Origin of the sequence: Chitinophaga sp. MM2321 (assembly GCF_964033635.1) — a bacterium.
In the GTDB taxonomy this organism is placed as follows: Bacteria; Bacteroidota; Bacteroidia; order Chitinophagales; family Chitinophagaceae; genus Chitinophaga.
This window is the reverse complement of sequence record NZ_OZ035533.1, coordinates 5321319-5335000: the sequence shown is the minus strand read 5'-3', so window position 1 is coordinate 5335000 and position 13682 is coordinate 5321319. Positions and strand designations below refer to the sequence as shown.

11 protein-coding genes and 2 rRNA genes (1 of these 13 only partly in view) are annotated in these 13682 nt (G+C 44.3%); 9 read left to right on the top strand and 4 right to left on the bottom strand.

Annotated elements, in window-relative coordinates:
- Both ABQ275_RS20715 and rrf read left to right on the top strand, forming a co-directional pair.
- Positions 1-405: ribosomal RNA gene (locus ABQ275_RS20715) — 23S ribosomal RNA — on the top strand (it extends 2481 nt beyond the left edge of the window).
- A 165-nt stretch (positions 406-570) separates the two neighbouring features.
- Positions 571-682: ribosomal RNA gene (gene rrf / locus ABQ275_RS20710) — 5S ribosomal RNA — on the top strand.
- 180 nt (positions 683-862) lie between these two features.
- Here the strand turns inward: rrf and ABQ275_RS20705 are convergent.
- From ABQ275_RS20705 to ABQ275_RS20695, 3 genes are all read right to left on the bottom strand, one after another.
- Positions 863-1675, bottom strand: a complete 813-nt coding sequence (locus ABQ275_RS20705) for a hypothetical protein (protein ID WP_349315060.1) — start codon at positions 1673-1675, stop codon at positions 863-865.
- A gap of 55 nt (positions 1676-1730) precedes the next feature.
- Positions 1731-2765, bottom strand: a complete 1035-nt coding sequence (locus ABQ275_RS20700) for a LacI family DNA-binding transcriptional regulator (RefSeq protein ID WP_349315059.1) — start codon at positions 2763-2765, stop codon at positions 1731-1733.
- Positions 2766-2905: 140 nt separating this feature from the next.
- Complete coding sequence (locus ABQ275_RS20695) at positions 2906-5464, bottom strand: zinc-dependent metalloprotease (RefSeq protein ID WP_349315058.1); 2559 nt, start codon at positions 5462-5464, stop codon at positions 2906-2908.
- Positions 5465-6208: 744 nt separating this feature from the next.
- On the opposite strand from ABQ275_RS20695, the gene ABQ275_RS20690 reads away from it, so the two are divergent.
- The 5 genes from ABQ275_RS20690 to mnmE all read left to right on the top strand — a co-directional run bounded on the left by ABQ275_RS20690 (position 6209) and on the right by mnmE (position 10825).
- Positions 6209-7063, top strand: coding sequence for a MotA/TolQ/ExbB proton channel family protein (locus ABQ275_RS20690; protein ID WP_349315057.1), 855 nt, complete (start codon positions 6209-6211; stop codon positions 7061-7063).
- 59 nt (positions 7064-7122) lie between these two features.
- Positions 7123-7779 carry a biopolymer transporter ExbD gene (locus tag ABQ275_RS20685; protein ID WP_349315056.1) on the top strand — a complete coding sequence of 219 codons (657 nt, stop codon included), beginning with the start codon at positions 7123-7125 and terminating at the stop codon, positions 7777-7779.
- A gap of 64 nt (positions 7780-7843) precedes the next feature.
- Complete coding sequence (locus tag ABQ275_RS20680; protein WP_349315055.1) at positions 7844-8431, top strand: biopolymer transporter ExbD; 588 nt, start codon at positions 7844-7846, stop codon at positions 8429-8431.
- Between the two features lie 47 nt (positions 8432-8478).
- Entirely contained in the window at positions 8479-9315 is an 837-nt protein-coding gene (locus ABQ275_RS20675) for an energy transducer TonB (RefSeq protein ID WP_349315054.1), read from the top strand.
- Positions 9316-9442: 127 nt separating this feature from the next.
- A complete protein-coding gene (mnmE, locus tag ABQ275_RS20670) occupies positions 9443-10825 on the top strand; it encodes a tRNA uridine-5-carboxymethylaminomethyl(34) synthesis GTPase MnmE (protein WP_349315053.1) in 1383 nt (460 codons plus the stop codon).
- Between the two features lie 51 nt (positions 10826-10876).
- Here the strand turns inward: mnmE and ABQ275_RS20665 are convergent, their stop codons facing one another.
- Complete coding sequence (locus ABQ275_RS20665; RefSeq protein WP_349315052.1) at positions 10877-11608, bottom strand: SGNH/GDSL hydrolase family protein; 732 nt, start codon at positions 11606-11608, stop codon at positions 10877-10879.
- A 286-nt stretch (positions 11609-11894) separates the two neighbouring features.
- Between ABQ275_RS20665 and ABQ275_RS20660 the strand changes: the two genes are divergently transcribed.
- Together ABQ275_RS20660 and ABQ275_RS20655 are read left to right on the top strand one after the other, a co-directional pair.
- Complete coding sequence (locus ABQ275_RS20660) at positions 11895-12464, top strand: sigma-70 family RNA polymerase sigma factor (protein WP_349315051.1); 570 nt, start codon at positions 11895-11897, stop codon at positions 12462-12464.
- A 14-nt stretch (positions 12465-12478) separates the two neighbouring features.
- Positions 12479-13627: a FecR domain-containing protein gene (locus ABQ275_RS20655; protein ID WP_349315050.1), complete on the top strand. Its 1149-nt coding sequence runs from the start codon at positions 12479-12481 to the stop codon at positions 13625-13627.
- Positions 13628-13682 lie beyond the last annotated feature (55 nt).

Below are 13682 nucleotides of genomic sequence, written 5' to 3'. Positions count from 1 at the left end.
GACGGTGAGGTTTGGCACCTCGATGTCGGTTCGTCACATCCTGGGGCTGGAGAAGGTCCCAAGGGTTCGGCTGTTCGCCGATTAAAGTGGCACGTGAACTGGGTTCAGAACGTCGCAAGACAGTTCGGTCCCTATCTGTTGTGATCGTTAGTAAATTGAGAGGACATGACCTTAGTACGAGAGGACCGGGTCGTACGTACCGCTGGTGTATCTGTTGTGCCGCCAGGTGCAGTGCAGAGTAGCTATGTACGGACAGGATAAACGCTGAAAGCATCTAAGCGTGAAACCTGCTTCAAGATGAGTTTACTTTTAAGGGCCGTCGGAGACTACGACGTTGATAGGTTACAGGTGTAAGGGTGGTAACATCGCAGCCGAGTAATACTAATTGCCCGTAAGCTTTAATTTTTTTCTTTTATTACTTGCTGGTAACAGCAGTCTGTATATGACTTTCCCAATATGTTATTTTATTTATTGCCGGAGTACACGTGGCTGCAAAGTAACAGACTCAGATAGGTATAGCAAACTGATCTAACAGATCTAGTGACACTATAGCTACGGCAACCAAGTTCTTATGGTGGTTATGCCGAGGGTGTTCACCTCTTCCCATTCCGAACAGAGAAGTTAAGCCCCTCATGGCCGATGGTACTGCAATATCATGCGGGAGAGTAGGTAGCTGCCATATTTATTAAGAAAGCCTTAGTGTTTATTCACTAAGGCTTTCTTGTTTTTATACACATCCTGTTTCTAATAAACCGGATCTTTATTTCCTTATCCGTTTATCATCTCCCTAAAATAAAAAATCCGGGCTTTAATCCCGGATCTTCATCTCCCTAAAATATCAAAGGTCTTTTATTATCTGCTATTATCTCTTCCTGAAATTATCATACCAATGAGCAATATTTACAGATGCTCCCATGCCAAATGCTACCGGCTGGAAGTACTGATTAATATCTGATCCGTTATAGGTATTATCATTGAGCGGTACTGATACCAGTAACTGCATCTGGAACTTCACATATTTATATCCCACCCGGAAAGTAAAACCAGGTTCATAAAATGCGACCGGCTTATCGCTGATGCGCATAAAATTCTCTTTGCCTGTAGCATCATTTTCAAAAGCCTTTGAGCCAAGATAGGTATTGTAGAAATTCAGCAATGAAAAACGACTCGTAAATGCGGCCTCGAAAACGGGATGCACAAAGCCTATGCTGGGTTGTATGAAAACTTTCGAGAACTGGTTCTTTAACAGATAGTCGTTTACGTTAGTGCCTGTAGTACTGTTGCTTTGCGATGCCAACGTTTTAAAGTGACCTGCTCCAAAGCCGGCATACACATCAAACACCATTCTTTTTTTAGGATCGAGCGGTTTGAAAAAACCGACCGCGCCTTCTACCACACCGCCGCGGGTATTATTATCAACAAATACGTCGTTATCATTATTATTATCATCAGCAAATTTGAAGCGGTATACATATTGCCCGTTGGCCATAATGGCGATATTGTCTGTAATGGCAAATGCTGCCTGGAGATTGGTTGGAGAAATACTGCCTTTAAATTCGTGTTTCTCCTTCAATAATGGCGCATTAACTGTATTGGGAACATATATATGCTTATTACAGGAAGATATGGCTACTGCACCCGATAACAGGATACCGGCATAAAAGTGATGTTTCATAAAAATTGTAGGTTAATTCATAATAATGCTATGGTACATACGAAAAGAACAGCCATTACAGTTTTTTTACCGTGGTGGATTCCCGCTGGATCAATTCAACCGGAAATATGAAGTTTTTAGTCACTTTAATCCCTTCTTCCTGGTTGATGAGCTGTACGATCGTTTCTACGGCTTTCTGGCCCATATTATAGCCCGATTGCTCAATAGTGGTCAGGGTAGGCGTAATGATGCGGGAAGAGAGGTCATTTGAATATCCTACCACCTTAATTTGTTCCGGTACTGCCACATTCCTTTTCCTGGCTTCCTGGATAAAGGCTACTGCAGAACTGTCATTGGCGGTAAACATACCATCCGGAAGTTCTCCTTTGTCAAATACTTCCCGTGCTGCCTGCGAGGCCGCATCCATGGTAAGATTATGGATGTAGACCAGCTGCTCATCGTAAGGAATGTCGTATTTCGCCAATGCTTCCTTGTAACCTGCAAGTCTTTGCTGGTAAAGGTTACACGTTAATAATCCGGAGAAATGCGCAATACGTTTGCAGCCTTGCCGGATCAGGTGTTCTGTAGCGAGAAATCCGCCCCTGAAATCATCACCGGTGATGGTATAACCCTGGAAATCGTTGGGAACGCGATCATAAAACACCAGGGGAATATTGTTTTTTATAAACGGGCTGAAGTGATCGAAATTGGTGGTAAACATGGAAGCTACTGCCAGCAGGCCGTCTACACGCAAGGAGTAGAAGGTATGTACCAGTTCTTTTTCCATGGCTACGGTTTCATCTGTCTGGCCAATGACGATGCTGAAGCCGTACTTATGTGCTTCATGCTGAATGCCGCTGATAGCCGTACTCTGAAAGTACATGGAAGTGCGGGGTACGATCAGGCCAATGATGTTTGAACGTTTCTTGCGCAGGCTGGAGGCAATCCAGTTAGGAACATAGCCCATTTCTGTGGCGGCATGCTGTACTTTTACCCGCGTTTCTTCATTGATAAGCGGATTATTCTGTAAAGCTCTTGATACCGTGGACGCAGACAGGTTTAGTTGTTGAGCAATATCGTATATCGTTATCTTGTTAGTACGCTCTTTCACTTTTGAGGCTGTGTTTTAGTCATGCAAATATATTAAGCAATTTCTGTAATAATACAGAATAAGATCCGGTTGACTGGAATGAAAACTCCCTTCCCGGAATAACCGGGAAGGGAGCGGATTTCTTCGTTTGTACTTATACGTTACTTCGGATCGAGTACCATCGTGATGCGTGCTATCATATCCTGGATATGATAGCGGGTCATGGTATCACCGCTACCTGCTGCTGCGCGCAGGTCTGCTCTTAATGCAGTGAGCTGCGCACGGCCGATACCGGCGGCATCTGACATGCTGGCATCGGTTTGCGAGGAACCGAATGACATCGAACCCGTGGGCGCCGGAGGGGCAACCAGTTTTGACAGGTTTTCCACATAAGTACGTTGCAGGTTTCTGCGATAAACATCTATGGGTTTGTGTGTATAAATTTCTGTGAAGATGCCCTTTTTCAGGTCACTCAGTAATTGATTGGCCTGGTAGGCATTGGCTGCGCCCAGTGCGGCTTCCCCGGCAATCAGTTTGTTGAGGGTTCTGACGCTCATGATCCTTTCCAGTATGGGTGTCTGGCGGGAGCTAATCAGGGTGATGCCATTCATCCCGATACGACTCAGCAGATCCTGGTTTATCAGCCATTTGGGTGTGGTAAACAGTTGCTGGTTGAGAAACTGAACGGCTTCTTTCTGTATGCTTTTCGGAACGTATTCATAAACAGCACCCGGCTGTTCTACGGTTTTAGGGGTTTCATAAATACCACCCACGTTTTTCGCCACATGACCCATATAGCGGCTGAATTGACCGGCCAGTTCCCCGTACAGTTCCGCAAGGTTGGCGTAACCTTCATTTTCTACCTTGGTCCATGCGAGGAGGTTAGGCATCATAAACTGCAGGTTTTTGATGCCGTAGCCACTGGCTTTCATGGCGTTGTCGCCCAGGTCTTCGTTTTGTGATCTTGGATCATCCGGATTCGTTTCTGTTCCGAACCAGTATTTTTTAAGCTTTAGTCTGCTTATCACCCATTTGTTCAGGATGGCTTGTTCGGCTTTGGCATCTTTAGCATCCGGGAGTAAGCTGTAGCCCCATTCAATCGCCCATTTATCGTAGAAGTTAATACGGGGATAAAGGTCGGCGCCGGTGATACCGTCACCTGGTTGCGCTACATAGTTGAAGCGGGCATAATCCATGATAGAAGCGGCATGGCCGTTGCTCTTCACCCATTCTTTATCGCGCAGTTTTTCAACCGGATAGGCAGAGCTGGAGCCGAAGTTATGGCGCAGACCGAGGGTATGACCTACTTCATGTGAAGACACAAAGCGGATCAGGTCGCCCATCAGCTCATCACTGAATTGCATATTGCGGGCCCGGGGATCGTTGGGAGCGGCCTGAATGAAGTACCAGTTGCGTAGTAAACGCATCACGTTGTGGTACCAGTTGATATGGCTTTCCAGGATTTCACCGGAGCGGGGATCATGGATATGAGGACCGCTGGCATTGGGTACTTCGGATGGTTTGTATACGATGGCAGAGAACCGGGCATCTTCAATAGACCAGGTAGAATCTTCTGCTTTGGTAGGCGCCATTTTTGCGATGATGGCATTTTTAAAACCGGCTTTTTCAAATGCCTGCTGCCAGTCGTTAACGCCCAGGATCAGGTACTGCCGCCATTTTTCGGGGGTGGCAGGATCGATATAAAACACGATAGGTTTTTTAGGTTCCACCAGTTCGCCGCGTTTATATTTTTCCATGTCTTCCGCTTTGGGTTCGAGGCGCCAGCGGGTGATCATCTGCAATTTTTTCACACCCTGGGGATCGGCGTCAAAGTCGGTTACGCCGGTGGTGAAGTAGCCTACGCGCGGATCGAAGTAGCGGGGTTCCATGGGTACTTTGGGCAGCAATACGATGGAGCTGTTGAGTTCTACAGTGGCGAATCCGCCGCCGGAAGGTGGTGCACCGGGCAGTGATTGTCCTGATTTGGTATATGTTTTAACTGTTTTAATTTCTGTATTCATCGGGTAGGATACTACATCGGAAATGTAGGATTTATCCGGTTGTACGGAGCCCAGTTTCATCATCATTTTTAATCCGCCGTCGAAGAAGAGGATATCATTATCGCCGCTGATGTATTCCGTAAGGTCTATGATGCTACCGGAGCTGTCTTTGGAGAATGCTTTAATATCGAAAGCAGCAACGATGGGTTGGAGATTAGAATTCATCACAGCGGTAAACATGGGCTGTGAGGAGTCCTTTGAAACGTCGGCGTAAGAGATGTTTTTCAGAAAGATGCGATCGTTGGGGCCTTTTTCAAAGCGGATTACATTTTCGCCGATGATATCACCGCTGAAGCCCATCATCCGTACACGCAGTCCTGCGGCTGATTTGGAGATGCGGTTCACTACCAGTACATCCCTGCTGAGGAGGGAATCATGTATTTCAAAGAAGTAGCGATCGTCCTGTTTGTAGATGTTGAATAAACCGGAATCAGCTTTCGCTTTATTGGTGATTACATCAGCAAATGGTTTAACGCCGGGCTTGGGTCCTGGTTTGATCATGGGAGGTTTACCGGTAGAATCTTTCGCAGCGGAGGTAGTAACAGGAGGGGTGCTGGAATTTTTTTTCCGTTGTGCATTGGCAGAATTGTAAACTGTTGAACTCAGGCATATTGCGGCTGCCATGGCTATCATCAGTTTATGAGGGATAGATTTGTGCATTGTTTCTTTTGACAGGTTTAGATAAGTTGCAGAATGTTTTTTTTGTAAACGCTTTGCAAGTAAGTATATAAAGTATTAACTTATCAGGAAAATCCATAGGCGTATTAATGGGTGTAGGAATGGAAAAATAGCGGGAGCGGGCTGGATGTGTGCGTTTAAACATTAATTGTGAAGACAACTTTTTATGTAAATATTAATTATTATAGTACATAATATATTTATATAGATAGAGAGAAGAGGGGGAGATAATATCCTCAACGGTATTGCGTTTGGTGTTAGGAGTAATAGAAAATATGGGATGAATGAATAGCTAAAAGCAATTAGCTTCGTCTCAAACTCTTGACTGGCGCGGAAATAAATAAGTTCTCAGATTTGTAAGATTTCTGTTGGAACATTTGAAAATTTTCTTAAATTGTGCGTCCAACTTTGAAAAAAATTAAACGCTTTCAATCTTTGGGACAGTAACAGTTAAAAGACGACTGAAATTTTGGTTATTTGCTGGTTTAAGTGTTTGCTCTATAAAAAACAAGCGGTTAAAAAGCCCTGTGAAGGGGCTTTTGTGTGTGAAGGTTAATTTTTGTGGGTTTTTTTGGGCTGCACTTGTTTTTTTGGGTCAACCTTATAACTTTGCGAATCACTGATTAAACAGTAAATTGAGTGCTGCGAGGCATTCCAGGGTAAAATTGTAATTAGTAACTTCTAACAAACAATAGTTTAATTTTTAACACTAAAATTTCAATCAACATGGCTGAGACTAAAACAACTGTGACTGCAGCTACAGCTAAGGCTTCTTCTCATCAACCTAAAAAGTCATCCAACCTGTTCGCAGGCTTGGCTGTACCGATCTGCTTAGTAGCAGGGTTTCTGTTTTTCTTTTTTGTATTAGGTAATCCAGCCAACTTCCAGGGTAATAATCCAGACGGGCATCCGATTGATTCTGGTATTGGAAAATGGTTAGGTACCATTTACAAGGGTGGTTTAGTAGTACCTGTTCTGATTTCTGTATTGCTGATCTGTCTGACTTTCGTAATTGAGCGTTTCCTTTACCTGGCAAAAGCAAAAGGTAAATTCAGCGGTTCTGAACTGGTACGTAAAGTACAGTATCACCTGGCAAACAAAAACGTTGACGCGGCTTTGGCTGAGTGTGACAAACAGAAAGGTTCTGTAGGAAATGTACTGAAAGCTGGTCTGAAAAAGTATAAGGAAATGATTTCCAATACTGAGTTGGATGTAGAGCAGAAAGTAGTTAGTATCAAGAACGAAATTGAAGAAACAACAGCACTGGAACTGCCAATGATGGAAAAGAACCTGGTATTCTTATCTACTATTGCATCAGTAGCAACCCTGTTGGGTCTGTTCGGAACAGTATTAGGTATGATCAAGGCGTTTGCGGCGATGTCTTCCGGTGGTGCACCAGATTCTGCACAGCTGGCGTTAGGTATCTCTGAAGCATTGATCAACACTGCACTGGGTATCGGTACATCTGCTATCGCTATCATCATGTACAACTACTTTACTACCAATATCGATAGCATCACTTATGCTATTGACGAATCTGGCTTTACTTTGACACAGAGCTTTGCTGCAAATCACAAATAGTTTTGTGGAATATCAGCGGTTTTGAATCTATTTAAAGTAAACCATAAAAAAGAGTAAAGATGCCAAAAGTTAAAATGCCAAGGAAAAGCACGCTAGTTGACATGACAGCAATGTGTGATGTGGCTTTTCTGCTATTAACTTTCTTTATGCTGGCAACTAAGTTCAAACCGGATGAACCGGTAACGGTAGTTACCCCGTCCTCTATTAACACGACCCTTTTGCCTGATTCTGATGTGTTGTTATTCACAGTAGATAAAGACGGAAGAGTGTTTTTCAGCATGGATGGCCAGCCTAAAAGAAAAAAGCTGATCGAAGATCTGAACACGCAGTATAAACTGGGACTGACTGACAAGGAAGTTAAAAACTTTGTAACAGGTGCCAGCGTTGGTACACCGATTAAAGATCTGAAGACTTACCTCTCTATGGGAGAGGCGGAGCGTAAAACAGCAGGTCTTGATAAAGGCATTCCTACGGATTCTGCGAATAACGAATTAGCCGCCTGGATTGAGTATGGTATGGCAGCACAAGGTGGCAACTTCAATAAACTGAAGTATTGTATCAAGGCTGACAACGCTACTCCTTATCCTAAGATCAAGGAGATTCTGGATACTTTCAAAAAGAAGCATATTCAGAAACTGAACCTGGTGACTAATCTGAAGGCAGCGCCTCCGGGTACGGCAGCGTACGAAGAGGAACATGCTCCGGCGAAGAAGTAAACGGTGGCAATTGCTTCCTGACGTGGAAGGCCGCTGATTTAAGAACTAAAAAAAATTGGCTACTATGGCAGAAATGGATACCAGTAGTAGTGGTGGGAAAGGGAAACACGGAGGTACGAAATCGAAGAAACATTCTACCCGTGTGGATATGACGCCCATGGTGGATTTAGGTTTTCTGTTGATCACCTTCTTCATGCTTACCACTACCATGTCCAAGCCCAAAACAATGGACTTGATCATGCCAAAAGATACCGAGAATGAGAAGGAGCAGAACAAAGTAAAAGAAAGTACTGCTTTGACCATTTTACTCGGAAAAGACAATCGAGTGTATTATTACGCAGGTTTAGCACAAGACCCGAATGCATCTGCAGATCCGGACTTCTTTAAAGCAACCAGTTTTGCCGCCAAAGGAGGTATCAGAGATGAGATCATCAAAAAGCGGGACGAAGTAGCCAAACTGAGGAATGCAAAAGGCGAACCCGAAGACGTGGTTGTGATTATAAAAGCGGATAACGACGCTACTTATATGAACTTTGTGGATATTCTGGACGAAATGGCTATCAACCGTATCCAACGTTACGCTACTGTTGATATCAGCGATCAGGATAAAACCTGGATTAAGCAGACAGAAACTGCTAATAGTGCTAAATAGTCTTGTGGAATTAATTAATTTTTTGCATCCATCATAAAACATTAACAATGGATTCAGCTAAAGTCTTAAAGTCCGATTTTCTGGATATCCTGTTTGACAACAGGAATAAGGAATATGGGGCTTATGAACTGAGGAAGCATTATGATAAACGTGTGCGGAACGCCATTTTAGGCACTGTATCCCTGTTTCTCGTCTTCTTCGCGACATACCTCATAGCGAACTGGGTAAAAGCCTCAGAGGGAGATAATCTCAAAAAGCCTGTTATCCAGGAAATCAAGATGGAGGATGTGAAGTTACCGGATGATCCGAAGACTCCACCACCACCTCCACCACCGCCGGCACCGCCGCCGCCGGTAAAACCGTCAGTACAGTTCACTCCTCCGGTGATCAAAAAGGATAATGAAGTACCACCGGAAGAAGAACCTCCAAAACACGAGGATATCAAAGACAAATCCATCAGCACCAAAACTGTGGAAGGTGATCCGAACGGTATCGACGCCGGATTGCTGGAAGACAGTAAAGGTACGGGTGTGGTAGAAGCTCCTCCTGCTCCTGCAAAAGAAGAAATTTTCACTTTCGTAGAGCAGCCTCCTACCTTCCCAGGTGGTGAGGAAGCACTTGCCAAGTATCTGAGCAAAAACATCCGTTATCCACGCGTAGCGCAGGAAAATGGTATCTCCGGTACTGTGTTTGTACAGTTTGTGGTAGATTCTGAAGGAAACATTAAAGATGTGAAAACAGTAGGCGCCGCAAAAGGTGGTGGCCTGGAAGAAGAAGCTGTGCGTGTGGTGAAAACCATGCCTAAATGGAAAGCTGGTAAACAAAATGGTCGCCAGGTTTCTGTACAGTTTAACTTACCGATCCGCTTTACTTTGCAAGAGTAGTACTGTATTTAACTTTATATTCAAAGCCCCGTCTCAACGAAAGTTAAGACGGGGCTTTTGATTTATTGGTGATCGGGCGGATAGTGCGTAAATTTGTGCCCTTTGGAATATAAACTAACAAACAGGTATGCTGGGAAAATTAACAGGATTTGATGATACCATCGTAGCACCGGCTACTGCAGCAGGTGTAGGCGCTATTGCCGTGATCAGGCTGAGTGGCAACCGCGCCTATGATATCTGTAATGCCTTATTCCCCGCAAAGGACCTGCAGCGGCAAGCCAGTCATACCCTTCATTTTGGTAGCATCGTAGCGGCCGGGAAACTCATTGACGAAGTGGTGGTAAGCCTGTATAAAGGCCCCCGTTCCTATACCGGTGAAGACGTGATCGAGATCTCCTGTCATGGCTCCCCCTATATCCAGCAACAAATCATTGACGCCACCATACAGGCCGGCGCCCGTTTGGCCAAACCGGGAGAATTCACCCAGCGCGCCTTCCTGAACGGGAAACTGGACCTTACCCAGGCCGAATCAGTAGCTGACCTGATAGCCAGCAACTCCGCCGCTTCACATCAGACCGCTATGCAACAAATGCGTGGTGGCTTCTCCAAAGAACTCCATGCCCTGCGGGAGCAGCTGATCACCTTTTCCGCCCTGATAGAGCTGGAGTTGGACTTCAGCCAGGAAGATGTGGAATTTGCCGATAGAACCCGCTTATATGCCCTTGTAACCAATGCCACCGGTGTGCTCCAACACCTGATAGATTCTTTCCGCATGGGGAACGTCATCAAAAACGGAGTTAACACCGCCATCGTAGGTAAGCCCAACGCCGGGAAATCTACGCTACTGAATACCCTGCTCAACGAAAACCGGGCTATCGTCAGCGAGATCGCCGGCACTACCCGCGATACCATCGAAGAGATCCTGAATATAGAAGGCATTCTCTTCCGCCTTATTGATACTGCCGGCATCCGCGAAAGCCTGGACAGCATAGAAAGTATCGGGGTACAGAGAACAATGGAGAAGATTAAAGAAGCCGGCGTTGTTGTATATCTTTTTGATGTGAACGAACTAACTGCTACGGATATACGTAATCAGGTGGCCGCGTTTAAAGCAGATAATATAAATTATTTGCTCGTCGGCAACAAAACAGATATACTTGGCGAAACTACTGTTGAGATAAAGTTTGCCGGCATCACAGACATGCTCTTTATCTCTGCAAAAAATCATGCCCACATCCAGGACCTCAAAGATGCACTTGTACACAAAGTGTTGTCAGGAGATATCAATACAGAAGATACCATCATCACCAATGCACGTCATCATACCGCTTTACAGGAAGTACTGAAATCACTACACGACGTGAAACAAGGCATGGACAACGGCTTGCCGGGAGATCTGCTGGCACTGGACATACGCAGGTGTTTGCACTATCTCGGGGAGATAACTGGTGAAGTAACGAATGAAGATAGACTGGATTATATTTTTAGTAAGTTTTGTATTGGGAAGTAATAAGAGTTTACTCATATGAATAACTAATTTGTTACTCACTGAATATTCAATTTATGGCAAATACCCTGCTGCCGCCAGCGCCAGCCGCCAATGGCTCGCAATGATCAAACGCCCCGCTGTGTTTTCGTGTATACGATCTTTTTCCGGCACTTCGTATTCCGCTTTCAGATTACCTGCTTTATCCATAAGCATAATTGTATGCCCGTTAAATCTATGATCCACTCCGGTAATTGCATGTGGACCTTTCCCCATAATAGCATTGTTCATAGCCATCCATTTTTTATAGGATACCATTGCATTTTCTTTGTAGATATTAATTAATCTTTGCTTGCAGGGCGTCATGGTGGCGAGCAACAGTTTTGCACCGGTTTTTTTGGTTAAGTTAATGGTGTCAATTAATTTTTGATACCGGTCAAGAGTGGCATCAAGTGCATCAGTAGGTTTTAAGTCGTTCAGTCCTATTTCAATAATGATCCAATCGGCCTGGTCCTTGTCCTGGTAGGCTTTCCAGGCATTTAGCTGTTGATAAATAGTATGACCAGGTACGGCGAGAGAGTGACAGGAATATCCCTTTGCTATTTCTTCATCGGTAAATAAAAGCGAAGCTACGGCAGCGCCACCAAGATAAGCAGCTACGGTGCTGTTACCGATACAGATTCCTTTTGTTGACGTAATGACGGACCTGGTAACCAGGGCTTCCTGTGTATTATGCAGCTGCGGAGTGGCGCATTGTATGAAAACCAAACAAACTAAAACTGAAAGAAAAATAAATCCTTTATTCATGACTGACAATTATTACAAGATAGAATTTAAAACAAAAACATGTTAATTGTCTTGGTATTTTAAATAAGATGCTGCCCTGTTCACCAGTTTTCAGGAAGCTACTGCAGGACAGTACAGCATGGGATTATCCTTCTCTTGCTTTATCTTAATTTTTCAACCGAAATTTTTTCTTGTCATGTAATGTGCCGTTTTTAAGGGAGACAAGAAATATATGATAAGCACATGGACAGTTGTTGCTTACCGATACAGCTATATTAATTGATTAGAAATTCCACATGTCTTCAGCATGAATGAGCCAATAGATGACATAGCCCTCCTGGCGGAATTGCAATCTGGCAATGCCAAAAGTGCCTATGAGCAGATTTTTAAAAAATACTACAAGCTCTTGTATGTAAAAGCATATTATATGCTGGGCGATGAGATGGAGGCGGAAGACCTGGTACAGGGGCTGTTGGGTAAGATATGGGAAAACCAGCTGTATCATTCAGTAAATACTTCGCTGAAGGCATACCTTTACAAGGCCGTTAATAATAAATGCCTGGATCTGATCGAGAAGAAAAAGAATGAACAAAAACAGTTAAATGAATACCGGATTACGCTGAACCATGCACCTGTATTGGAAGAAGCATATATGGTACCGGATAATGGCATGTCCTGGCAGGATATGAAACAGGATTTTGACGCTGCGCTCAGTGAGTTGCCCCCACAGCGGATGGAAGCTTTTAACCTTGTATTTTTACAGGAGAAAAAATACAGGGAGGCAGCTGAAAAAATGGGGATCAGTATTAATTCAGTAAAAACACATTTAAGAATAGCAGTACGTACCTTGCGTCAGCGGTTACTACATCTAAAATGATCTTTTCACCTCATATGGAATACAACAAAGAACATATTGACCGGCTAATGATGGAGAAACTGGTAGGAACCATTTCCGGGGAGGAAGATCTGTATCTGGAAGAGCTGATCAGAAAAGATGAGGGGGTACGTGACTTATGGGAGAACATTGTTTCCAGGATGGATACCCCTGAATCCAGTGTGGTCTTACAACAGATAGATGAGGAAAAGGCATGGCAAAAATGGGATAAGAAATATGGCGGGATAGCTGCTACCCCTTTGCGCCGTATAACCATATACGGATCGCTGATAGCGGCTTCTGTACTCTTGTTGCTGACAGTAGGACTGCATTTTTTCCGGCAGCAACACCCGGCAGCGGCGCCACTGTCAGTTAACCGGGTTGCAGATACAGCCGCCGTTAAACTGACTTTGGGGAATGGAAAAGAAGTGGCTCTCTCTGGAAGGGCTAATCAGCAATTGCAGGTGGGGAGTCTTCAGTTAAATATCGCGCAGCAAAAATTTAGTTTCAATAGCAGTGATCCGCTTAGCACGGAAATGAATACACTAACAGTTCCTGCCGGTTATGATTATCGTATTGAGCTGGCAGATGGTACGGAGGTATGGTTGAATGCTGTATCCAATCTTCGTTTCCCTTCCGCATTCCCGAAAAAGCAACGGGAAGTATACCTGGATGGGGAAGCATATTTTAAGATAGCGGCAAATGCAGAAAGCCCTTTCATTGTACATACGGCCCAATTGACTATCAAGGTGCTGGGAACGGAGTTTAATGTGAATGCGTATGAAGATGGTCCGGTGAAAACTTCTTTGGTAAAAGGAAGTGTGGCAGTAAGTACAAAAGATGACCGGCCGGTAATAATAAGACCCGGTTACCAGGGCATTGCCTTGCCTGCCGGCAACATCACAGTGGATAAATTTGATGAAAGAACTGAGCTTTCATGGATGCAGGGGCACTATTATTTCAAGAAAAGAACTATCCGTGAAATTGCCATAACCATACAACGCTGGTATAATATACAGGTGGTATTTGACAATCCTGCTGCCGCCAACCTGCAACTGAGCGGCTTATTGCGCCGTAATAGCCCGGTAACGGATTTTCTGGATAACCTCAGAACCACCGCTGATATTGATTATTATTTTAAAGATGGCGTCCTGCATCTTAAATAGTGGGTGGTCATTCACCTTCCTGCCAAAAAAACTTTTAAAAAGTACGCCCGGCAAT